Origin of the sequence: Bradyrhizobium sp. AUGA SZCCT0222 (assembly GCF_018130205.1) — a bacterium.
Taxonomy (GTDB): Bacteria; Pseudomonadota; Alphaproteobacteria; order Rhizobiales; family Xanthobacteraceae; genus Bradyrhizobium.
The window spans coordinates 75,905-97,901 of record NZ_JAFCLX010000023.1; the positions used below are offsets into that span (position 1 = coordinate 75,905).

The 21,997-nt window shown below is 63.0% G+C and carries 24 protein-coding genes, 1 tRNA gene and 1 pseudogene; 15 read left to right on the plus strand and 11 right to left on the minus strand.

Going from position 1 to position 21,997, the window contains the following annotated elements:
* Position 1: 1 nt before the first annotated feature.
* Positions 2-1,531, minus strand: a complete 1,530-nt coding sequence (locus JQ629_RS20770; RefSeq protein WP_212414246.1) for a M81 family metallopeptidase — start codon at positions 1,529-1,531, stop codon at positions 2-4.
* Between the two features lie 259 nt (positions 1,532-1,790).
* Positions 1,791-2,921, minus strand: a complete 1,131-nt coding sequence (locus JQ629_RS20775; RefSeq protein WP_212414247.1) for a M20/M25/M40 family metallo-hydrolase — start codon at positions 2,919-2,921, stop codon at positions 1,791-1,793.
* 404 nt (positions 2,922-3,325) lie between these two features.
* Between JQ629_RS20775 and JQ629_RS20780 the strand changes: the two genes are divergently transcribed.
* The 4 genes from JQ629_RS20780 to JQ629_RS20795 all read left to right on the plus strand — a co-directional run bounded on the left by JQ629_RS20780 (position 3,326) and on the right by JQ629_RS20795 (position 8,454).
* Positions 3,326-4,906, plus strand: coding sequence for an ABC transporter substrate-binding protein (locus JQ629_RS20780; RefSeq protein ID WP_249135177.1), 1,581 nt, complete (start codon positions 3,326-3,328; stop codon positions 4,904-4,906).
* Between the two features lie 65 nt (positions 4,907-4,971).
* Positions 4,972-5,913, plus strand: coding sequence for an ABC transporter permease (locus tag JQ629_RS20785; protein ID WP_212414280.1), 942 nt, complete (start codon positions 4,972-4,974; stop codon positions 5,911-5,913).
* Entirely contained in the window at positions 5,913-6,836 is a 924-nt protein-coding gene (locus JQ629_RS20790) for an ABC transporter permease (RefSeq protein ID WP_212414248.1), read from the plus strand. Before JQ629_RS20785 ends, JQ629_RS20790 begins: the two co-directional genes overlap by 1 nt.
* Before the next feature lies 1 nt (position 6,837).
* Positions 6,838-8,454: an ABC transporter ATP-binding protein gene (locus JQ629_RS20795; RefSeq protein WP_212414249.1), complete on the plus strand. Its 1,617-nt coding sequence runs from the start codon at positions 6,838-6,840 to the stop codon at positions 8,452-8,454.
* 15 nt (positions 8,455-8,469) lie between these two features.
* On the opposite strand, the gene JQ629_RS20800 is transcribed toward JQ629_RS20795, so the two are convergent.
* Positions 8,470-9,330 carry an alpha/beta fold hydrolase gene (locus JQ629_RS20800; protein ID WP_349631292.1) on the minus strand — a complete coding sequence of 287 codons (861 nt, stop codon included), beginning with the start codon at positions 9,328-9,330 and terminating at the stop codon, positions 8,470-8,472.
* A 152-nt stretch (positions 9,331-9,482) separates the two neighbouring features.
* On the opposite strand from JQ629_RS20800, the gene JQ629_RS20805 reads away from it, so the two are divergent.
* Positions 9,483-10,211 carry a lysophospholipid acyltransferase family protein gene (locus tag JQ629_RS20805; RefSeq protein WP_212414250.1) on the plus strand — a complete coding sequence of 243 codons (729 nt, stop codon included), beginning with the start codon at positions 9,483-9,485 and terminating at the stop codon, positions 10,209-10,211.
* Positions 10,212-10,506: 295 nt separating this feature from the next.
* Here JQ629_RS20805 and JQ629_RS20810 read toward each other — a convergent pair whose 3' ends face one another.
* Together JQ629_RS20810 and JQ629_RS20815 are read right to left on the minus strand one after the other, a co-directional pair.
* Positions 10,507-11,064, minus strand: a complete 558-nt coding sequence (locus tag JQ629_RS20810) for a TMEM175 family protein (protein ID WP_212414282.1) — start codon at positions 11,062-11,064, stop codon at positions 10,507-10,509.
* A 187-nt stretch (positions 11,065-11,251) separates the two neighbouring features.
* Positions 11,252-11,338, minus strand: a tRNA-Leu gene (locus tag JQ629_RS20815).
* 172 nt (positions 11,339-11,510) lie between these two features.
* Here JQ629_RS20815 and JQ629_RS20820 point away from each other — a divergent pair.
* Positions 11,511-11,948 carry a twin-arginine translocation pathway signal gene (locus JQ629_RS20820; protein WP_212414251.1) on the plus strand — a complete coding sequence of 146 codons (438 nt, stop codon included), beginning with the start codon at positions 11,511-11,513 and terminating at the stop codon, positions 11,946-11,948.
* Positions 11,949-11,994: 46 nt separating this feature from the next.
* Here JQ629_RS20820 and JQ629_RS20825 read toward each other — a convergent pair whose 3' ends face one another.
* Positions 11,995-13,194 carry an FAD-dependent monooxygenase gene (locus tag JQ629_RS20825; protein ID WP_212414252.1) on the minus strand — a complete coding sequence of 400 codons (1,200 nt, stop codon included), beginning with the start codon at positions 13,192-13,194 and terminating at the stop codon, positions 11,995-11,997.
* Between the two features lie 10 nt (positions 13,195-13,204).
* Positions 13,205-13,450 carry a zinc-finger domain-containing protein gene (locus tag JQ629_RS20830; protein WP_192734038.1) on the minus strand — a complete coding sequence of 82 codons (246 nt, stop codon included), beginning with the start codon at positions 13,448-13,450 and terminating at the stop codon, positions 13,205-13,207.
* A 251-nt stretch (positions 13,451-13,701) separates the two neighbouring features.
* Between JQ629_RS20830 and JQ629_RS20835 the strand changes: the two genes are divergently transcribed.
* The 4 genes from JQ629_RS20835 to JQ629_RS20850 all read left to right on the plus strand — a co-directional run bounded on the left by JQ629_RS20835 (position 13,702) and on the right by JQ629_RS20850 (position 17,004).
* Positions 13,702-14,844 carry a hypothetical protein gene (locus JQ629_RS20835; RefSeq protein WP_212414253.1) on the plus strand — a complete coding sequence of 381 codons (1,143 nt, stop codon included), beginning with the start codon at positions 13,702-13,704 and terminating at the stop codon, positions 14,842-14,844.
* 56 nt (positions 14,845-14,900) lie between these two features.
* A complete protein-coding gene (locus JQ629_RS20840; protein ID WP_212414254.1) occupies positions 14,901-15,653 on the plus strand; it encodes an alpha/beta fold hydrolase in 753 nt (250 codons plus the stop codon).
* 198 nt (positions 15,654-15,851) lie between these two features.
* Positions 15,852-16,679, plus strand: a complete 828-nt coding sequence (cysE, locus tag JQ629_RS20845) for a serine O-acetyltransferase (protein WP_212265851.1) — start codon at positions 15,852-15,854, stop codon at positions 16,677-16,679.
* Between the two features lie 106 nt (positions 16,680-16,785).
* A complete protein-coding gene (locus JQ629_RS20850) occupies positions 16,786-17,004 on the plus strand; it encodes a DUF3126 family protein (protein WP_192734033.1) in 219 nt (72 codons plus the stop codon).
* A 22-nt stretch (positions 17,005-17,026) separates the two neighbouring features.
* Here the strand turns inward: JQ629_RS20850 and JQ629_RS20855 are convergent, their stop codons facing one another.
* Positions 17,027-17,740 carry a hypothetical protein gene (locus JQ629_RS20855; RefSeq protein ID WP_212414255.1) on the minus strand — a complete coding sequence of 238 codons (714 nt, stop codon included), beginning with the start codon at positions 17,738-17,740 and terminating at the stop codon, positions 17,027-17,029.
* Positions 17,741-17,962: 222 nt separating this feature from the next.
* On the opposite strand from JQ629_RS20855, the gene JQ629_RS20860 reads away from it, so the two are divergent.
* Together JQ629_RS20860 and JQ629_RS20865 are read left to right on the plus strand one after the other, a co-directional pair.
* Positions 17,963-18,292 (plus strand): DUF6949 family protein, encoded by a 330-nt coding sequence (locus JQ629_RS20860; RefSeq protein ID WP_211996228.1) that lies wholly within the window; start codon positions 17,963-17,965, stop codon positions 18,290-18,292.
* A gap of 105 nt (positions 18,293-18,397) precedes the next feature.
* Complete coding sequence (locus tag JQ629_RS20865; RefSeq protein WP_212414256.1) at positions 18,398-18,928, plus strand: gamma carbonic anhydrase family protein; 531 nt, start codon at positions 18,398-18,400, stop codon at positions 18,926-18,928.
* An 8-nt stretch (positions 18,929-18,936) separates the two neighbouring features.
* Here JQ629_RS20865 and JQ629_RS20870 read toward each other — a convergent pair whose 3' ends face one another.
* The gene (locus JQ629_RS20870; protein ID WP_212414257.1) at positions 18,937-19,101 is read right to left on the minus strand and encodes a hypothetical protein; all 165 of its coding nucleotides are present in this window, start codon (positions 19,099-19,101) and stop codon (positions 18,937-18,939) included.
* The gene (locus JQ629_RS20875) at positions 19,098-19,409 is read right to left on the minus strand and encodes a hypothetical protein (protein WP_502753208.1); all 312 of its coding nucleotides are present in this window, start codon (positions 19,407-19,409) and stop codon (positions 19,098-19,100) included. Before JQ629_RS20875 ends, JQ629_RS20870 begins: the two co-directional genes overlap by 4 nt.
* Positions 19,410-19,448: 39 nt before the next feature.
* On the opposite strand from JQ629_RS20875, the gene JQ629_RS37160 reads away from it, so the two are divergent.
* The 3 genes from JQ629_RS37160 (at position 19,449) to JQ629_RS37560 (ending at position 20,819) form a co-directional block, all read left to right on the plus strand.
* On the plus strand, positions 19,449-19,937 hold the full coding sequence (locus JQ629_RS37160; RefSeq protein ID WP_249135178.1) for a hypothetical protein: 489 nt from the start codon (positions 19,449-19,451) through the stop codon (positions 19,935-19,937).
* 134 nt (positions 19,938-20,071) lie between these two features.
* Positions 20,072-20,575, plus strand: a complete 504-nt coding sequence (locus JQ629_RS20885; protein ID WP_212414258.1) for a hypothetical protein — start codon at positions 20,072-20,074, stop codon at positions 20,573-20,575.
* 109 nt (positions 20,576-20,684) lie between these two features.
* Positions 20,685-20,819, plus strand: coding sequence for a hypothetical protein (locus tag JQ629_RS37560; RefSeq protein WP_283815945.1), 135 nt, complete (start codon positions 20,685-20,687; stop codon positions 20,817-20,819).
* A gap of 164 nt (positions 20,820-20,983) precedes the next feature.
* Here the strand turns inward: JQ629_RS37560 and JQ629_RS20890 are convergent.
* A pseudogene (locus JQ629_RS20890) lies at positions 20,984-21,870 on the minus strand (dienelactone hydrolase family protein).
* Positions 21,871-21,997: the final 127 nt, after the last annotated feature.

Consider the following 21,997-nt stretch of genomic DNA (forward strand, 5'->3'; position numbering starts at 1 on the left):
TTTATCCGGTTACGGTTGAACGAGATTTGGCTGGAGTCGCAAAGGCAGGGCCGTTCGGCTTGATGCGGATACCCGGACGCAGCCGCGTCCAGGGCAGGGTGGCGGTGTCGGCCGGCATCGCGCCGGGCGCGGCGCAGATCAGCAGTTTTTCGGCGATCGGCTCAAAGTCGGCGCGGAAGTGCACCGAACTCTTGTTGACCAGGATCGCCTGTTCGGTCGGTTCGATCCCGACATAGCGGTACATCGCCTGGTCGGCGAGTTGCGCCTTGTAGGAACTCACGACCACACGGACATCGCCGATGCGCAGGCACGCCGACGGTCCCATCTCCATGTCGCGGCCGCCATAATAGGGGCCGGACGCCACGAACTTGCCGTCCGACAGTTTTTCGACGACGAACGTTTCCTGATACGGCGCGTCGCCCGGGATGCCGGACTTGCCGCCGAGCGAAAGCGTCACGGTCGCGCCGACGCCTGCGGCATGCGCGGCCTTGGCTGACTCCGGATCATAGATCACGCCGGTCGCCGCTCGCGTCGCCTTGTTGCGGACCAGCGCCCGCAGCATTCCTGTCGTGTCGGAATCGCCGCCGGCGCCGGGATTGTCCTGGGTGTCGGCGATGACGATAGGCTTGCTGGCATTCTTGGCCAATTCCATGGCGTGGCGCACGCCGTCGTCGGGCGAATAGATACGGCCGTCGAAATCGTCCTCATGGCTCTCGATCAGCGCTACCAGTTTGTCGGCGGCTGCATCCGCATCGGCCTGCGTCGCGCCGTAGGCGAATACGCTGGGGCCACAATCCCTGAAATCGGCGGCCGGAAATCCGGGCGCGAATGACAGCGTCGGAACTGAAGCGCTCTCCAGCGCCGCCAGTTTTTCGTAGATGCCTTTGGTCGGCTGGTCGTTGGTGCATTGCCAGCTGATCGGAATCAGGAACGGCAATTGCCGGAAGGCTTTTGCGTAACGCGCCTTTTTCTTGAGCATCAGCGCCAGATGCTTTGCACAGGCCCGGCCGGTGTCGGCCATGTCGACGTGAGGGTAGGTGCGGTAGGCGATGAGCGCATCCGCATGTTCCATCATCTCGGGCGAGACGTTGGCATGGAGGTCGAGGCTGACGACCAGCGGCAGGTCCTTGCCGATCACCTTGCGCACCCGGGCAAGCGTTTCGCCTTCGCCGTCGTCGTAATGTTCGGTGACCATGGCGCCGTGCAGGTCGAGATAGACGGCATCGATCGGCCCCGCGCCCGCGATGCCGTCGACCATTTCCTTCATGATGCGTTCGAAGGCATCCTTGGTGACATGGGCTGATGGAACAGCGGCCGCCGAGATCGTCGGCACCAGCTCCCAGCCATTGGCCTCGGCGGCTTCGACAAAGCCGGCAAGGCCGATATTGACCTTGCGCATCACCTTGAGCACGTCGGCGCCATGCGCCATCGACGGCCAGCCGCCACCATGAACGAAATCGTCATAGGTCGCCTTGGTCGGCGCGAACGTGTTGGTCTCGTGCAGAAAGGCACCAACGGCAATGCGGGTCATCAAGTTTTCTCACCGGTGCACTCGTTGGGGGACGTTAAGCGTGTCATTGCGCCAAGCGCAAGCCGTGGAGCAATTCCGTTTTGCATGCCGCCCCATGCGTCATTGCGAGCGAAGCGACCTGTCCGCCGTAGCTCAACGAGCGAAGGCGGAAGCAATCCATGCAGCGGCTTGCGCCGTTAGGCATTGCCTGGGAGCGTTGCTCCCATGCGCAAACGCTCTGCGTTTGCCGCAGGCAATGATGGGGAGAGATGCCTGGCACTCACGTCAATGTCGCCAGCAACCCCGCCATCAAGCGGCCGCGCTCGGCGAGACTGTCGACTTCGATATGTTCGTTGAGCGTATGCGCGTCGGCACCGCGAACGCCCAGGCCATCGAGGGTTGGGATACCCATCGCGCCAGTAAAGTTGCCGTCGGAGCCGCCGCCGGCGCTGGCGTGCGGCAGCTCGACGCCCAGGCTGCGGGCCACGTTGCGCGCCTGTTCGTAGAGCGCCATCGTGCCGGCGTCAGGCTCCCACACCGGCCGGGTCACGCCGCGGGTGACTTTGAACGTGACGTCATTGCTGGTCCCGGAAAGCACGAGCATGCGCTCGACGCCGCGATCGAGATCTGCCTGCCGCTTGGCCATGCTGAGCGCCTCGCCGGTGCAGGTGGTGGCGACGCAGTTCACCCACTGGCCGCCATGCACGATGCCGACCGAAAAAGTGCAATCTTCAGTCGTCATGGCATCGATGGCGATAATCTGGCGTGCCATCTCGCGGATCGCGGAACGGCCGGATGAGAGCGTGGCGCCGGCATGGCTCGGCTTGCCGATCGCTTCGAGATTGAACCGGGCAATCGCATATCGTCCGGTGACCACGCCGTTGTTGGCGCGACCCGGCTCCGGCACCAGCACATATTTGTTGCGGGCGGCTTCGGCCTCGATGATGTCGCGGGTCGACGGCGTGCCGACCTCTTCGTCCGGCGTGAACAATACTGTGATCGGCAGCGGCGTCGTGAACGATGCACGCGCCAGTTGCCGGATCGCCTCCAGGCTGAGGTAGTTGCCGCCCTTCATGTCGAAGATGCCCGGGCCGTAGCATTTGTTGCCCTCGCGCCGCCACGCCAGCTTTTCCAGCGTGCCGACGGGATGGACGGTGTCGAGATGGCCCGCGATCAGGATTCCAGGCTCACCCAGCTTCGGGTGAGGGAAGCGCGCGCGAACACAGCCTGCAAAACCCTGCCGCCCGGCGATGCGTTCGATGGTCGCACCCATGATCGCCATCTCCCGCGCTGCAAGATCGAGCATGCGGTCGACCGCGCCGGCGTCCCAGGTGGGGCTTTCGCATTCGACCCAGGTCCGTAGCCCCTGCAGCATGGTCTCGGAATCAAAGGGAAGGTTGGCAGGATTCATATGGGTCCTCCCGGTTGGGCCGGAATGTTTGGGTTCGGTGTGGGCCCTTTACGAGAAGGAGCGGCGGCGAATTTGTAAAGGGAAAACATGGCGCGCTCGGACCTTCCCGGTGCGAGGTAGGGGTAACGGTAATTCTGGCATCATTCTTGATTGTAGGTTTTTGAGAAGGCGTGTTGGCGGAGCTGATCCGGGGTTGCAATCCATCCGGTGGCGGGCGTAAGCCGGCCGCGAATGGACCTGTCCGGAGGGCTGTCCTGATTTCTGCCTGAGCGCCGGCGTCACCACTGTCGTCGGGTCAAAAGGGTGTTGTGAAGCTGAATATCGACCCTATAGTCCGCTTAGAAACCGGGCGGGGGCCCGAACATTAGGCGTTCGGGCGTCGAGACGACAACGGAGGTGAAGGAATGAACGCGTTCAGAAAAGCAATTCTTGCTGCGACTTGTGTCGGCAGCCTGGTGACTGTGGCAGCGCCCGCGCTTGCCCAGACCACGTTGCGCGCCGTCATGCACTCGGATCTGAAGATCCTGGATCCAATCTGGACCACGGCCTACATCGTCCGCAACCACGGCTACATGATCTATGACACGCTGCTCGCGCAGGATGAAAAGGGCGAGATCAAGCCGCAGATGGTCGAGAAGTACGACACCTCGGCCGACAAGAAGACCTACACTTTCACGTTGCGCGAAGGCCTGTTGTGGCACGATGGCAAGCCAGTGACGTCGGAAGACTGCATTGCCTCCATCAAACGCTGGGCGGTCAAGGACTCGCTCGGTCAGAAGATGATGACCTTCGTCGACTCCATCGACGCGGTCGATGCCAAAACTTTCACCATCAAGCTCAAGGAGCCGACCGGGCTCGTGCTGCTGGGTCTGTCGAAGCCGTCCTCCAACGTGCCGTTCATGATGCCCAAGCGCGTCGCCGACACCGATCCCAACAAGCAGATCGAGGATTTCACTGGTTCCGGCCCCTTCGTCTTCGTCAAGGATGAGTGGAAGCCGGGCGACAAGACCGTCTACATCAAGTTCGACAAGTACAAGCCGCGCGCCGAGCCGGCCTCGGGTCTTGCCGGCGGCAAGGTCGTCAAGGTGGACCGCGTCGAGTGGCGCGCCATTTCGGATGCGCAGCAAGCGGTCAACGCGCTCTCGAAGGGCGAGATCGACTTCATCGAGGCGCCCAGCCACGACCTGCTTCCAACCCTGAAGAAGGATCCGAACGTAGATATTGTCGTGTCGCCGCTGGCGAAGTTGCAATACGTCTTCCGGCCGAACACGCTGCACAAGCCGTTCGACAATCCGAAAGTCCGCCATGCGTTGTGGTACGCCTTCAACCAGGAAGATTTCCTGATGGCGACCATCGGTGACGAGAACTACATCAGGCCGTGCAAGGCGCTGTTCATCTGCGACACGACTTTCGCCAGCACCAAGGGAATGGACGGGCTGCTGACCTCCAACGCCAAAAAGGCCCAGGAGTTGCTGAAGGAGGCGGGCTACGACGGCACGCCGGTGGTGCTGATGCACTCCACCGACCTCAAGACCCTGACCAACCTTGCTCCGGTGGCGAAATCGCTGATGGAGAAGGCGGGCTTCAAGGTCGACATGCAGTCGATGGATTGGCAGACCCTGGTCGCCCGCCGTGCCAAGAAGGACCCGCCGGAAGCGGGCGGCTGGAACGCCTTCCTCACGGCCTGGGTCGCCGCCGACGTGATGAACCCGATCTCGACGGCCTACGTGAACGCGGCTTGCGAGAAGGCCTCGTTCGGCTGGCCCTGTGACGAGAAGCTGGAGAAGCTGCGCGACGACTTTGCCCGCGAGACCGACCCCGCCAAGCAGAAGGCAATTGCCGAAGCGGTACAGCAACGCGTCATCGAGTTTACGCCGGAGATTCCGGTCGGCGAGTACGTCCAGCCGGTTGCCATGCGCAAGAACGTCAAGGGGTACCTGATTTCACCGGTGCCGGTGCTCTGGAACATCGAAATCACCAAGTGATGAAACGACGACGGGCGGCGGTTCGCCGCCGCCCGTTCGGTTTATAGGATCGCGCCACCATGTCGATGTACGGCTACTTCTTCCGGCGTCTGATCGGCACGATCCCCGTGATGCTGGTGGTTGCGGTCTTCATCTTCCTGATGCTGCGGCTGACCCCCTCGGATCCGGCGGCGATCATCGCCGGCGACAATGCCACCACCGAACAGGTGGCGCAGATCCGCAGCCAACTCGGCCTCGACCGGCCGATGATCGAGCAGTTCGTGATCTGGTCGGGCAGAGTGCTGACGGGTAATTTCGGCGAAAGCTTCTTCTTCAAGAAGACGGTGGCCTCGCTGATCGGTGAGCGGATCGAGCCGACCCTGTCGCTCGCCGTGTTCACGATCCTGATTGCGATATTCGTCGCTGTTCCGCTCGGCGTGCTGGCCGCGCACCGGCACGGTTCGTGGATCGACCGCATCGTGATGGGCTTTTCGGTGCTCGGATTTTCCGTGCCCGTGTTCGTGATCGGCTATCTCCTGATCTATTTGTTCGCGGTCTATTTGAACTGGCTGCCGGTGCAGGGTTATCAGCGAATCTCGGAGGGGATTGGCGGCTGGGCGCAGCGGTTGATCCTGCCGTCGGTGACCTTGTCGGTGATTTATGTCGCGCTGATCGCTCGCATGACGCGCACCAGCTTGCTGGAAGTGCTGTCGGAAGATTATATCCGCACCGCGCGGGCCAAGGGACAGTCCGAGCGAAAGGTGCTGTTCCGTCACGCGCTGCGCAATGCCGCCGTTCCGATCGTCACAGTGATCGGACTTGGCGTGGCACTCCTGATTGGCGGCGTCGTCGTCACCGAGAGCGTGTTCACGATCCCAGGCCTTGGCAGGCTCACGGTGGACGCGGTGCTGGCGCGAGACTATCCGACGATCCAGGCCGTGATCCTGCTGTTTTCGTTCGTCTACGTCATGATCAACCTTGCGGTTGACATGATTTACACAATCCTCGATCCCAGGATCCGCTACTGATGGTCGACGCAACGATCCTTGAACCCGCTCTGCCGGCGAGCCCGGCCAAGCCCGCGGCGTATCGCAAATTGCTGCGCAACCCGGGCGTGGTGTTCGGCGCCGCCGTCATCACGATCGTATTGCTGATGGGGCTGTTCGCGCCCTGGCTCGGAACCATCGATCCGACGGCGATTAGCCCGATCGCGCGAAACAAGGTCCCCGGCGCGGAAATCACGATGCGGACGGACACCGGCGAACGCTTCAAGATGATCGCCAAGTTCGGCACCGACGGCCTGGGACGCGACGTCTACAGCCGCGTGGTCTATGGCGCGCGCGTCTCGCTCTTTGTCGGCATCACGGTGGCGCTGATCAGCGTCGCCTGTGGCCTGTTCATCGGTCTGCTCGCCGGCTTCTTCCGCATTCTCGACGCCGTCATTATGCGGATCATGGACGGGTTGATGGCGATTCCAGCCATCCTGCTGGCGATCGCCATGGTGTCGCTGTTCCGCTCCAGCGTGCTGACCGTCATCATCGCGATCACGGTTCCCCAGATTCCCGGCGTGGTCCGGCTCGTGCGCTCCATCGTGCTCAGCGTGCGCGAAGAGCCCTATGTCGAAGCCGCGGTGACGCTTGGCACGTCGACCCCGAAACTGCTGTGGCGGCATGTGTTGCCCAACACCATCGCGCCGATGATCGTGCAGGGCACCTTCATCTGCGCGTCCGCCATCCTGATCGAGGCCATCCTGTCCTTCCTCGGCATCGGCGTGCCGCCGGAAGTGCCGACCTGGGGCAACATCATGGCCGCGGGAAGAGAGGTGTTCAGCCTGTTCCCGCATAACATCATCTATCCCGGTGTCTGCCTTGCGTTCACGATCCTTGCCGTCAACACTCTCGGCGACGGCTTGCGCGATACGCTCGATCCCAAGATGGCGAAGCGGGTGTGATGTGAGCAATACCGTACTCGAAGTCTCCGATCTTTCCGTCTCCATCAGGGGAGGCGACCGGACGCACGCCGTGCAGGGTATCAACCTCACCGTCGGTACCGACGAGATCGTCTGCGTAGTCGGCGAATCCGGTTCCGGCAAGTCGGTGACGGCGCAGGCCGTGATGGGCCTGTTGCCGAAAGCTGCGATGCGGGTCGAGTCCGGCTCGATCCGGCTGCAGGGCGATGAACTGCTCACAAAATCCGATTCCGAGCTGCGCGCGATCCGCGGCACCCGCATGGCCATGGTGTTCCAGGAGCCGATGACGGCGCTCAATCCGGTCGAGCGGGTCGGCGACCAGATTCGTGAAGTGCTGGAAATCCACACCAGTCTTGACCAGAAGCAGCAGCGTGCGCGCGTGCTCGAAATCATGCGCGCGGTGCATCTGCCTGATCCCGAACAGATGATCGACGCCTATCCGCACCAGCTGTCCGGCGGCCAACGCCAGCGGATCATGATCGCGGCTGCGCTGGTGCTCGACCCCGCTCTGCTGATTGCCGACGAGCCGACCACGGCGCTCGACGTCACCACGCAGGCTCAGATCCTCAAGCTCGTACGGGAAATGCAGGGGCGCACGAAAACCGGCGTACTGTTCATCACCCACGATTTCGGCGTCGTTTCCGAGATCGCTGATCGTGTCGTGGTGATGCAGATGGGCCGGATCGTGGAGCAGGGCCCCTGTGAGGAAGTGCTGCGGGCCCCGCGTGAGGACTATACTAGGATGCTGTTGCGCGCGGTGCCGAGCATGACGCCGCCGAAGCGATCTCCGGTGACCGGTCCGGTGGTCCTGCAGACCGAGAATCTCTTCAAGACTTATGGCAAGCGATCGCTGTTCCAGCCGAAAGCGCGCGTCGTGGCCGCGGTCAAGGACGTCTCGCTGACGATCCGTCGCGGTGAAACGCTCGGCATTGTCGGCGAGTCCGGTTCAGGCAAGTCGACAGTGGCGCGTTGCGTCGCGCGGCTGGTCGACACCACAGGCGGCGGCATCAAGATCGACGGCATCGATATCGCGGCAATGCGGGAGGCTAAGTTTCGTCCGATGCGCCGGCGCGTTCAGTTCATCTTCCAGGATCCATATCGATCGCTCAATCCGCGCCGCACGGTCGGTGAGGCGATCATCGAGGGGCCGATGAATTTTGGCGTCAGCCGCAAGGAGGCGCTGCAGCGTGCGCGCGACCTGATGGCGATCGTGCATCTGCCTCCGGCCGCGATCGATCGCTTCCCGCACCAGTTCTCCGGCGGCCAGCGCCAAAGGATCTGCATTGCGCGGGCGCTGGCGATGGAGCCTGAATTGCTGATTGGCGACGAGCCGGTGTCGGCGCTCGACGTCTCCGTGCAGGATCAGGTGCTGAAGCTGCTGGACGAGGTGCGTCGAAAGTTTAATCTGGCGGTGCTGTTCATCACCCACGATTTACGGGTCGCAGCCCAGGTCTGTGACCGGATCGCGGTCATGCAGCGCGGGGTAATTGTCGAACAGGGCACCACGGCGGAGGTCTTCGCCGCGCCCCAGCACGAATATACCAGGGCATTGTTCGACGCCGCGCCTGGCAGGCATCAGGAATTCGCCGCCAGCGCTTGATGGCGCGGGACCGGATCAATCCGGGTGCGCTGCGATATGCGCCAGCAATAATTCGCTGACCCGTTCCGGCGCCTGATCGGCCGCGAAATGTCCGACGCCGGGCAGGACTTCGAATTGATAGGGCGCGGCGACGAAATCGCGGGTGCCTTCGGCGGCGATACGGCCGACGGTGTCGTCGGCGTCGCCCCAGATGTAGAGCGTGGGCACACGGATCGGACCGAGCGGCCCGCGGACCGCGCCGCGCGCGCGGTACCAGGCCAGCGCCGCTTCCATCGCGTCCTTGTTGCCGAGCACGGCCAGATGCCGTTCGATCGCCTCAGTGGGAACGCCGTTGGCAATGAGCCGATCGCGCAGCCATTTGGCGTCGTCGGCGAGCACTATGTCGGCGGCGTCGGGTTCGAGGAACGCCTTGTGGTGTCGCGAGCGACTAGCCTGTTCGCCGTCGGACATGTGCAGCGCGCGATTGAACGCGTTCGGATGGGGCCGCGAAAGAATGGTGAGCGAGGCCAGTCGCTCGTGGCAACGGTCGGCCAATCCCCAGGCGATGCTGCCGCCCCAGTCATGGCCGACCAGGTGAATGCGCGCGTCGCCATAGCCCGAGGCCGCGGCGATGGCCAGCGCATCGTCGATCAGGCGGTCGATCAGGTAGTGCGAGAACTCGCGGGGGTTAGGCCGCGCCTCCGGAGAGTAACCGCGCTGGCTCGGCGCAATCGCGCGGTAGCCCATATCGCCGAGCGCCGTGACCTGGGCGCGCCAGCAATGCATCGATTCGGCAAAGCCATGCAGCAGCAACACCAGCGGCGCGCCTGCCTCGCCCGCGACGAGGGCGTCGAAGGTGAGGCGGGGGGAGATGGTGATCTGTTCCAGGGCGGGCACGCGACAATCCTAAATAGACAATGCCGGCCGGTCCACGGCGAAACGATTTTTCTTTGGGGCAGGATGTCGTCTGAGCCCGTCCGAAATTATGCAAGGGCCGAAAAGTACTGTATTTGGGGCCGGCAAATCGCAGAAGCTGAGGGATATTATCGTTGCATTACCTGAGGTCGGTCGTATTCGATGCCGTTGTGGTGATCTGGACACTCTTCCTGTCGCCGACATTGCCTTTTTTGCGGCTCTTCAACGCCAGCAGCGCGCAGGTTCGCGCAGTTTCGCAATTGTGGGCAAACGGGATCGTGTTTCTCCTGAAGTACGTGGTGGGGCTGGATTACAGGGAGCAGGGGCGCCAAAACATCCCGAATGGTCCATGCATCATCGCCTGCAACCATCAATCGCTGTGGGAGACGGTTGCGCTATCCGCCATCTTTCCCGAGGCCAGTATCGTCGCCAAAAAGGAACTGATCGATCTGCCGATCGTCGGCTGGTATCTCTATAAGTATCCGATGATCCTGCTGGACAGGTCAGCAGGCCGGCAGGCACTCCGGCAGATGATCGACGAAGCCAAGCGCGCAGTCGGCGAAGGCCGCAAGGTGCTGATATTTCCTCAAGGTACGCGCCAGGCGGTCGGTGAGCCGGTGACATTCCATACGGCTGGCATCGCGGCGCTGTACTCCAGTCTCGACATCCCGGTTGTGCCGACGGCGCACAATTCCGGATTGTTCTGGGGCAAGAAGACCCTGATGATTCACAGCGGAAAGATCACAGTCTCCTATCTCCCGCTGATTCCGCCGGGACTCGATCGGAAAGAATTTCAGTCGAAGGTCGAGCAGGCGATTGTGGACGAGGCGGGCAGATTGCTCAAGGCAACCGGCGCCACCTAGAGCATTTTGGAACGAAGCATACCCTCGGACTTGATCGGGGGGTGGATCCGGTTCGCGTAAAGAAAACGGGTCAAAACAAGGGTCTGGAGCTTCGGTTCTGATTCAATCAGAACCAAGCTCTGGTCGGGATCGACAACTCGGCCTTCGGAGGTCGAAACCGGATTCTAATTCACCGCAGCGGGTTTCAGGCGCGGCGAGACAATTGATACTCATCGCGATGATTGCGACAGCCGGCCGGCTCCTCGAAGCAGTTAATATTCAAGAGATCGGCAGCTGCGAACGAAGAGAGAGCAAGCTAGTCGAGGCGTCGTCCGGCGAGCCAGCCTGCGACCGGCGAGAAAAAGGCCAGGCACCAGACGAACTGCGCCACCTTCGGGGAGAATGTGGCGATGGCTGTTCCGATCACGAATACCAAAATCGGAAATAATACCGTCACCCGTAATGGCATATCGCGGCGGCCCCAGAGCGCCAGAATCCACAACAGGCCGTTCAGCGTGGCAATCGTAGCGAGATGAATTCCGTAAATCACGGCGACCACGCCATCGAGCCGATAGCTGCCATAGAGGCCGTTCGTCACCGGCAGGATGATGATCGACAGTAGAAACAGCAGATTGAGGAATACCACGCCGCGGCTGGCTTCCGGCGCAACGGCTAGCCGCCGGTGATGGCTGAACCAGAACAGGCCGGCGACCACAAAGCTGATCGTCAGCGCGATGACCGGTTGCGCATAGACGCGAACGAGGTCGATCCAGGCCGGTGCGCTCGCAAAACTGGCGGCCTTCGGCAGGTCGTAGGCGAGCAGTGTCATGGCAACGCCGAATATCGTGTTGCTCAGCATCTCCAGCCGGCGCATTTCGAAAAGACTAGTCTGCTGCAACGTCGCTCCCCCGCCCACGCTTCGCCCCAATCGACGGGCTGATCCAGTTTTGGCCCGTTAGGCAGTCCGTCTCCGCTTTCGCTGCGCTTCAGCTACGCCGGACACGCTTCGCCCTGACGGCCTCCGCGTGGCCGTGCCACGCGTAGCCCGTCAGGGCGAAGCGTGGTGCGGGCGGTGGGACTCGAACCCACACGACGTTGCCATCGAGGGATTTTAAGTCCCTTGCGTCTACCAATTCCGCCACGTCCGCTTTAGTCAGAAGATCAGGTACTTAGCGCGTTTGCCGGCGAAGGGGAAATGGGATAATCCGCCCCCGAAACCGCGCCTTTCCTTAAGGGAACGCGGGGCCGGACGCAAAGCCTCAATGCGGACATCTGGTCCTGCTTTAGGCAATCTCAACGTTGTTGGCTTATGAAGGTCCGATGTCCGAATCCACGTCCCATCGCCGGCGAATTTCGCGTGCCGCAGGCGTGTTGGCGCTGCTCGCGGCAGGGGCAGGGCTCTCCAGCTGTGCCAGCGTGGGCGACAACATGTCGACGGCTTTCGCCGATCCCGCCAAATACGACCTCTATGAATGCAAGCAACTCGAGACGGAACGCGCCCGGATTGCCGGGCGCAAGGCGGAACTGCAGGGCCTGATGGCGAAGGCTGAAACCGGCGTCGGCGGCTCTGTCGTGTCGGAGCTGGCCTATCGCAACGACCTCATTGCGACGCAGGGACAATCGAAATTCGCCGAGGAGGCCTGGCGGCGCAACAAGTGCCAGGAATCGCCGCCGGAATCCAAACCTGCCGCGAGTGCGGCGGCGGCACCGCCTGCGCCATCTGGAGGCGTCAGGGGATCCCGTCCATCGTCGCGATGACGCGTCCTGCGGAAGTCCTCCCGCGCCATGGGCTCGCGTCGGATGTTCACGCCCGCCAGTCGTAAATCCAGTCCTGCCGCGCCAGCATTCGCCTTGGACCGAGCGACTTGATGGCGAGATCGCGCGCGAGCGCCAACGGTCCGGTCAGATGATAGATTTGTCCCGACCGCCGGGCGGCGCGCTGAACCCTTAACACGCGGGCGCGCCGCAGCCGTCCGTAGCGCTTCAAGGCCGCCGGGATGCCGGCGGTGTTGTCGCCGGCGCATTCGCTCAAGGCTTTCGCCAGTACCGCGGCGTCCTCGATCGCCATTCCCGCGCCTTGCGCGGCGAACGGCAGCATGGCGTGCGCGGCATCGCCGAGCAGCGCGACCGCGCCGTCACTCCATCCGCCAATATCGGGCACCGTGAACAGCGCCCATCGCCGCCATTCATCGACGGCGCCGATCAGCATTCGCGCGGTTGCCGGCCATTGCTGCGAGAACGCCGCCTTGATTTCGTTGGCCTCGCCCGGTGCGCTCCAGCCCGGCCTGTTCCACGTCCCCGGCACGATGGCGACGACATTGATGCGCCGCCCGCCCGAGATCGGATAGGCGACGAGATGCGCTCGTGGTCCCATCCAGAGTTGCACCCGGGGCGAAGTATATTCGCGCGGCAACGCCGTCGCATCGAGCGTGCCGCGCCAGGCGATCAGACCGGAGAATTGCGGCTGGACATCCGGGAATAAATGATGCCGGACTGCCGACCAGATGCCGTCGGCGCCGATCAGCGCCACCGCCAGTTCCTGTTGCCGCGCATTGCCGCGGCGCCCCACGACCGTCAGTCCCTTGGCGTGCGCGGTGACATCCTCGAACTGGCAGCCAAGCCGCAATTCGATGTCGGGATTGTGGTCGACCTGGGCCTGCAGCGCCGCCTGCAGATCGGCGCGATGCACCACCCAATAGGGTGCGCCGGCGCGAAAATTCGCGGCCTCACCGAGCGGCAGGCGGACGATCTCGCCGCCGCCCCGGGCGCTCATGATGTTGATGGATTCGGGCGTGACGGCGCGCGGCGCGAGGCGCGGCTGCAGACCGAGTTCAACCAGGATGCGGCTGGCGTTGGGCGAAAGCTGCAGGCCGGCGCCGGCTTCCTCCAGCCGCTCGACCTTTTCCAGAACGACGACGCGAAAGCCTTGCTTTGCGAGCGCCAGCGCCGCGGTCAGTCCTCCGATCCCGGCACCAGCGACAACGATGGTGCGCGTAACCGCCACGGCGGACCTGTCAGGCGACTTTGTCTTTCAGCACGCATTCCGGGGGGCGCGCTTCGCCGGCTTTGAGATCGGCTGCAAACCGGTACAGCGTCGAACAATACGGGCAGATGATCTCGTTGTCGTTGCCGAGGTCCAGGAAGACATGAGGATGGTCGAACGGCGGATTGGCGCCCACGCACATGAATTCCTGCGAGCCGATCTCGATTACCGAGACGCCGGCGTCGTTGTGAAAGTGCGGGACGACATGATCGGACATCTTGTTTCACCTTGGATAGCAATGACGGGCAGACGCAACCAACGCGATGCGGCGGCCCGAAATGCCGCGCACCATACTGACGGGTTCCGTTGATTCCTAGAGCCCAGATTCTTGAAGGTCGCCGCCGCACATTTGCTCATGCAAATTCGACACAATCTTGTCGTCCCAGAGAAGCCCTTCTTTCGTCGGGGACGTTGTGTCGCAAATGCGGCACATTATGTTGAGGGCAGCGAAAACCCAGGTTTTGCAGGATGAAGCGGGCAGGGCTCAGTTTGGCGGTGGCGGGCATGGCGGCAACTATCGCCGTGGGTGCGGCGCTATGGCCACACGCGCGCGACGCTTTTGCGATCCTGGCAGCGCAGGACGAACCGTCCGAATTGGCCGATCTGAGGATCAATTCTGTCCTGCGGAACAACCCGGCGCTGGTTGCAGAAAATATCGAGGCCGCGCTGGCGGCAGGCGATGCCGATCTTGCCGGCAGCTTTACCGAACTTGCGCGCGACAAGAACATCGCCATTAGCGAAGAGCTGTCGACGCGCGTGAACGACGCCGTCACGGACGCGAACTCAACCTCGCATTTTGCTAAACGTTTCGCGGTCGGTCTCGTCACCGGCAACGCCGAGGATGTCGCGAGCCTGTCGGGCACGGTGGCCGGCGATCTCTTCGTGTTCGGCGATATCCGCGACGTGGTGCGCGAGAGCAAGCATCTGGCGATGGGCGAGGATACCGATCATCTGATCCTGGGACTTGCGACGGTGGGCTTGGCGGTGACGGCGGCGACCTACGTGTCGGTCGGTGGCGCGCTACCGGTGCGTGCCGGGCTGACCATGGTGAAGGATGCCCGCAAGGTCGGGCGCCTGGGCGAGGGGCTGATGCTATGGGCCGGCCGCTCGGCGCGCGAGGTCGTCGATGGGCCGATGCTGCAGAAGGCCGTCGCCTCCGGCTCGGTGCTGCGGCCCGGCGCGACCGTCAGCGCGATCAAGGCGGCGTTCCGCGCCGAGAAGGCCGGTGCGCTGGTTCGGCTGGCCAAGGACGTCGGCCGCATCGGAGAGAAGGCCGGTACGCGCGGTGCGCTCGACACACTGCGCATCGCCGAGGGCCCGAAAGATATCGCGCGCGCCGCCCGGCTCGCGGAATCCAAGGGTGGCCAGACCCGGGCGATCCTGAAACTGTTCGGCCGCGGCGCACTGCTGCTGGCGGCCGGCGCATTCAATCTGTCGCTGTGGGTATTCAGTGCACTGCTGGCGCTGTTCGGCTTCCTGTCGTCGATCAAGGCAATCACCGAGCGCGCCACCATGGCGTATCTGCGCCGCAAGAAGGCGAGACGGCAGCGAGAGCAGGCGGCGGCGTTACTTCCCGGTCCGGCTCTAGCGGGCGCCGCCACCTGCGGCTAGAGTTGCGATCGTTTTTCGATCGCGCAATTTGAACTCCCCAAAAAATGGAATTAGCGATGCCGAGTTTTCACAACGGCGATGTCGAAATTGCCTATCTCGACGAAGGCGAGGGCGATCCGATCGTTCTCGTACACGGCTTTGCCTCGAGCAAGAACGTGAACTGGGTCTATCCGACCTGGGTGTCCGAACTGAAGAAAGCCGGGCGCCGCGTGATCGCGCTCGACAACCGCGGTCATGGCGATTCCGGCAAGCTTTACGACGCCGCGAGTTACGAGATCGCGATCATGGCCGGCGACGTCATCGCGCTGCTGGATCATTTGGCAATCGAGCGGGCCGACGTGATGGGCTATTCACTGGGATCGCGGATGACGGCGGTGATGGCGCTGGGCCAGCCGCAGCGGCTGCGCTCGGCCATCCTGGGCGGCATCGGGATCGGGATGATCACGGGCGGCGGCCCCGGCGAAAATGTAGCCCTCGCACTCGAGGCGCCGTCGCTGGAAGACGTCACCGATCCGGTCGGGCGGACGTTTCGCGCTTTTGCCGACCAGACCCGTTCCGACCGCCGCGCGCTGGCGGCCTGCCTGCGCGGCTCGCGGCGCCTGATGACGCGGGATGAAGCCGCCGCTATCCATGTGCCCGTGCTGATCGCGGTCGGCACGTCAGACGAAATCGCAGGCTCGGCGCAGGCGCTGGGCGAGATCATTCCGGACGCCGAGGTGCTGGATATTCCGAACCGCGATCACATGCGCGCGGTCGGCGACAAGGTCTACAAGGCCGGCGTCATCGATTTCCTGTCACGAAGAGAATGATCTTCTACGTAAGAGAATGATCTTCTACCTAAATCGGACTTTGGACTGCTTGAATTCCCAGAAATCTCGACCAATTGGATGTGACGTCTTTGGGAAGGGCTGGGTTTACTCTGCCGGCGCCCGCCCCGGGACAGCCATCCGTCCGCCGTGCTATAAGGCCGGGCGAAACAAGCCACGAGAACAAGCCGAGAGAAACCCATGGCAGTGCATCAGGTCAGTCCGCAGGGTTCGAAGCTGACCGCGCTCGATCCGATCTGGGATCGCGTGCGGAACGAGGCGGAAGACATCGTTCGCCGCGAGCCGGAACTGGCGTCCTTCATCTACTCGACCGTGCTGCATCACGAGCGGCTGGAAGATGCGGTGATCCACCGCCTGGCCGAGCGGCTCGATCATTCGGCGCTGTCGGGCGATCTGATCCGCCAGACCTATGACGAGGCGCTGCGCGACGAACCCGATCTCGGCAATGCGTTCCGCGCCGATCTGGTCGCGGTCTATGACCGCGATCCTGCGACGTCGCGCTTCATCGATCCCTTGCTTTACTTCAAGGGCTTCCACGCCCTGCAGACCCATCGGCTGGCGCACTGGCTGTACAAGAGAGGGCGCAAGGATTTCGCCTACTACCTGCAGAGCCGGGCGTCCGCGGTGTTCCAGACCGACATCAACCCGGCGGCGACCATCGGCCGCGGAATCTTCCTCGATCATGCGACCGGATTCGTCTGCGGTGAGACGGCTGTCATCGAGGACGACGTTTCGATCCTGCACGGTGTCACGCTCGGCGGCACCGGCAAGGAGAACGAGGATCGCCATCCCAAGATTCGCCACGGCGTGCTGATCGGGGCCGGCGCGAAAATTCTCGGCAATATCGAGATCGGTCACTGCGCGCGCATCGCCGCAGGCTCGGTGGTGGTCAAACCGGTGCCGCATAACGTCACCGTGGCGGGTGTTCCGGCCAAGATCGTTGGCGAAGCCGGCTGCGCCGAGCCATCGCGCACCATGGACCAGATGCTCAACGCGATCGGGATCTGACCCGATCGCTTTCCACCTGTCGATCTCGTGAAGATACGGCTGGCGGTCTGCGCCGTCTCGGCCTAAAACTCCCCGGAAACCCCATAATATCCGATTGGAGACCGCCGTGGACGTTCAGGAAGTCAGGAAGCTCGACGCCTATCTCAAGCGCGTATTCGGCAACCAGAAAATTCGCGTGGTGCCGCGCCCGAAAAAGGATGATTCCGCCGAGGTCTATATCGGTGAGGAGTTCATCGGCGTCCTGTTCGTCGACGACGAAGACGACGATCGTTCCTTTCAGTTCCAGATGGCGATCCTCGAGGAAGACCTGGTCGATCAGGGCTGAGGCGTAACGCGCGTCTGCGCCGCTATTTTTGCGGCCCGTGCAATTGAGCTGTCAAACGGTTCATCGCATTGGCTACGTCGCGCCATTGCGATAGCCAGCTCCGCGGAAATCTGAATGTCAGGTCGGCGCCGTCGACACGGCGCTCGCTCAGGCACATTCCGGGCGTCACCCCGTCGCGCGTGCAGCGCGCGTTGAGGCCCGGCGCGCCGGCGGTGAACAGATCTTCGTTGGCATAGGGCGAGCCGTCGCGAAACGCGCGCATCGCCAGCCCGTCGTCGATCGGCGTTGCGGCCTGCTCCAGATAGCGCGGATAGATGGTGCGGACCCGGGCGTCGGGCGCCAGCGTGTCGTGATGCGCCGAGATCGACAGGAAGATCCGGTCGATCGGCTGCACCTTTTCTTCGACCGTATCGGCGCTCATGTGCCGGGGCAACTCGGGCGCTTCGAGCGAAGGGAATGTGAAGTTGAGATCGACGCGTTCCTGTGGACCGGAATGGCGCTGGATTTTCCTGCGGATCGCCGACGTCGGCACGTTGAAGAGGGTGCCGCCCACGCTGACCGGTAATCGCGACGGCGCGTTGGCTGCACCATTGCCCCAGGTCGGCCACAGGAGATAGGCCACGAGCCCGATTGCGCCGGCGGTGATGGTCGCCGCCACCACGATCAGGACCATGTGCGAGCGCGGGTCTTTTCGCGTGTCGCGGGCGATGTGCTGGGCCGTCGAAAGCAATGTCATGAAAGAAGTATCGGTCGAGTTCGAGGCTGAGGCCGAATCACCCGGCGAATATGCCACGGGCGACGGGATTTCCGTATGATTTCACCGGCATCGGGCAAGCGCGAGTCATGCGCAAACGGGGCCGCGGCCGCCCGCTGTTAACCTTTTCTTAAGGATGCTGTGGCGGCGGGTCCCCGATTTTGCGAAAGCAGGGCGCGGTTTGCTCTGTAGCGGATGTGTTCCATGTCGCCCGATGCGTTGAATTCCCTGTTTTCCCTTTGCATCGGTTTTGCGCTCGCAGGCGCGTTGACCAGCGGCTACCAGGCCATGGCGGCGCGGCCCGCCGGTTTCGGGCTGCTCGGGAATGGCGTGGCGCCGAAGACGTTCGCCGCGGTTCCGTTCCTGGTTTTTGCCGCCCCCTTCATCATCATGCGCAATACGCTGCGCGGCGCCAGGATCGAGCGCCGCCGCTTCGAATTCGTGATGATGGCGACCGTGCTCGCCGGCTTCTGGAGCCTGATGTCGGGCACGTTCTTCCTGATGACGCTGCGGGCCGCAGGTCTGTTCGCTTAGCGCCCTGTTCGCCTAGAGCGTGTTCGCCTGAGACGTATCCGGCCCTTTGCTTGATCATGCGCTGGCGGCTGTGCCAAGGTCTCTACAAACGGAGACCTGATCATCATGGCGATCTACGAACTTGACGGGCAGGGGCCCGATCTTCCCGCGGACGGAAACTATTTCATCGCCGATACCGCCACCGTCATCGGCAAGGTGCGTCTGAAGAATGGGGCCAGCGTGTGGTTCGGCGCGGTGCTCCGCGGCGACAATGAGTGGATCGAGATCGGCGAAGGCTCCAACGTGCAGGACAATTCGACCTGCCACACCGACCCCGGCTTTCCGCTGACGATCGGGAAAAACTGCACCGTCGGCCACAACGTCATCCTGCACGGCTGCACGCTCGAGGACGGCGCCCTGGTCGGGATGGGCTCGATCGTGATGAACGGCGCGAAGATCGGCCGCGGCAGTGTCGTCGGCGCTGGGTCTATCATCACCGAGGGCAAGGAATTTCCCGAGCTCTCACTGATCATCGGCGCGCCGGCGCGCGTGATCCGCACGCTTTCGCCCGAGCAGGCGACGGCGATGGGACGTGCGGCGAAGTCCTACGCCATCAACGGGCCGCGGTTCAAAAACGGTTTGAAGAAAATCGGCTGAACACAGCGTCAGGTATCTTCGGACTCGTTGGCCTCGGCCGCGCCGGCAACCTGCTCGTGCCCGGCGGCCCAGAGCGCATGCTGCTCGCTGCCGTCCTGATAGGGATTGGCTTCAGTCGGGATATTCTCGCGCGCTGCGCGCTGGCCCTGCTCAAACGGATCGGGATCGGTCATGAGGCAGCCTTTCGGGCTTTTGACTTCTTCTGTTTTGCATTCTTTTCTGTCTTGGCGCTGGAAAGTCTTGCGCTCTTGCGAAGTGCGTCCTTGAGATCGATCGGGATGCCGTGCTTCTTCAAAACGTCAGCAAAGGCTTCATCGGCCAGTTCCTGAATCGTCGCCATCCGGTCGCGTCCAAGCTGGGTCAGCTTGTCGAACGTGTCGTCGTCGAAAGCGATCAGTTTGCGCAAGCGTCCTCGGCTCCGGCAACGTGGCGGATACGTTTGCATAATGGTCCGCGCCCGAAATCGTTCCGGCCGGAACAAGCCTGTTTCGCCGTCGTTGAACCAGGAAAGGAGTTCTCGATGACCAAACCAACCGCATTTGCAGCAATGATCGCGCTCACCATCCTGACGGTGCCGGCCATTTCGTTCGCGCAAAGCGCAGGCGGCGGCAGCGGAAGTGCTGGCGGCGGAAGTGCAGGCGGCGGCGCAAGCGGCTCGACATCAGGAAGCAGCAGCTCGGTGGGTACGCCCAATGCGGGATCGGCGGGCGCCGGCCCGACTTCCATCAATGGCGTGCCACCCGGCCCGGCAAACGCGGCCGGTCTGAACAATTCGGGCACCGATCCGAGCGGCACAGGCAACGCGGCCAGGCTTCCCGCTGCGCCCGGCACCAACAGCGCCGGCACCGCCCAATCGTCGGGCCCGCCTGCGAACACCGGGGCCGGGGTCACGACCGGCGCTGCGGGCACAGGGTCGACGGCGCAACCGCACGCGGATGTCGATGCCGCCATCCAACAGGAAAACAGGACCATCGACCGCAAGGTGAAGAGCATCTGCCGGGGCTGCTAGAACATTGCACGTTGCCAGTCGCGCAGAAGTGAGAAAACAGGCCGCGCGATTGCTGAGAACCCGTCCTAGATTTGTGGTGGGAAGCAGAATGTTTTCCACTCGCTTGCGGCGGGTTCTTGGCAGGAGAATGTGTGATGTTACGCAAAACGATGATCGCCTTGGTCGCGGCCGCATCGCTCGCCATGCTGGTGCCGGACACAGCTTCGGCCCGCGGCGGCTTCGGCGGCGGAGGGTTTCGCGGCGGCGGCTTCCATGGCGGTGGATTCCACGGCGGCGGCTTCCGGGGCGGCGGGATTGGCATCGGCGGCGGAGGGTTTCGCGCCGCAGCGATCGGCGGTGGTTTCCGTGCGGCGGCGCTTCCCGTAGCGGCCGGATTGCGCGGCGGCAACTTTGCCGGTTATCGCGGCGGCTACCATCACGGCTTCCGTCATCGTGGATTTCCCCTTGCCGCTGCAGCCGGCGCCGGCCTCGGCTACGGGCTCTACGGACCGTACGGCTATTACAACGGCTATGATGACGGTTACCCGTATTACGCCAATTACGGCTACGATTACGGCGATGGCGGCTGCTACGTCGTTCAGCAGCGCGTGCTGACCCCCTATGGCTGGCGCCTCCAGCCGGTTCAGGTTTGCAACTAATCCCGGCCTGGCGGGTTATCGGGATGATTTCGGCGGCCCCGGTGTTTAATCACCGAGGCCGCGTTTGGTTTGCTGGTACGTCGCTTGCATCACATCAGGGATGCTCAACATGCTCACAGTCCCGGCTTTGACGTTCGTGCTCCTGGGTGTCGTTGTCGGTCTGGGAGCGGCCATCGTCTGGATGCTCTGGGAAATCGAGCAGACGGTATCCAGGCCGCATCGCAACAGCGATCGCGCCGGATAGGCCGTCCCTTGAAATAGCGCGCAGCCGTTGGCTGCGCGCCATTTTTCACGCCTGTGGTTTGCCCGTAGCTATTCTTAGAGCTTTGGTTCAGGACCAAAGCTCTAGATTTTTGTTTTGACGCGTTTTCTTCACGCGAACCGGTGTCCACTTCGCTCGAAAACGCTCTAGCTCAGCACGCCGTATTTCTTGAACCAGGCCTGCATCTGCGCCCAAGCATCGTCGGCCGCTTCCTTGCGATAGCTGGCACGATAGTCGGCGTGGAAGCCATGCGGGGCGCCCGGATAGATCTTGAACTCGGCGGTCTTCTTGTTCGCCGCCAGGGCGGCCTTCAGGGCTTCCACGGCGGCGACGGGAATGCCGCTATCGGCTTCACCATAGAGGCCCAGCACCGGCGCCTTCATCTCGGGCGCGAGCTGCGTCGGGCTCTTCGGCCAGAGCGGGTTCGGCGGATCGACCGGCGGGCCGTAAAACGCGGCGCCTGCCTTCAGCGTGGGACTATGGGCGGCATATTCCCAGACCGTCCGCCCGCCGCGGCAGAACCCGATGATACCGAGCCGCGAAGTATCGCCGCCCTGCGACTTCGCCCACGCCACCGTGCTGTCGAGGTCGGACAGCAATTCGGCGTCCGGTTTCGAATTCACGATCGGCAGCAGTTGCGGGATGTCGGTGACCTTGGTGAGATCGGTGCCCTTGCGGAAATAATAATCCGGCGCCACCGCGAACACGCCGAGCTTGGCGAGGCGCCGCGTCACGTCCTTGATGTATTCATGCAGCCCGAAAATCTCCATCGCTACCAGCACGACCGGCGGATTGGCGGCGCCTTCGGGACGGGCGAAATAGCCGGGCATCTCGCCGTCGGTCACCTTGATCCGGGCATCGCCGGCGTTAAGGCCGTTGGTGTCGGTCTTGATAACGTCGGCCCGCACCGGGCCGGCGGCGAGTGTATAGCCGGCCGTGACGGCGGCCGTCGCGGTCATGAAGCGCGACGGGAAAACGGCGCGACTTTCGTCAGTCCGATGACATCAGCGGTCGGCAGGGGTTCGGCGCTCATTGGGGAGGCTCCTTGGATGGCGTCTTCCGGCGCGAGGGATCCCTCCGCATAGCGATCAAGTTTACGCAGATTGCGTAGACTTATCTGCGCCGAAAACGCATCAAAAACAAACGAGTAGAGTGCGGTC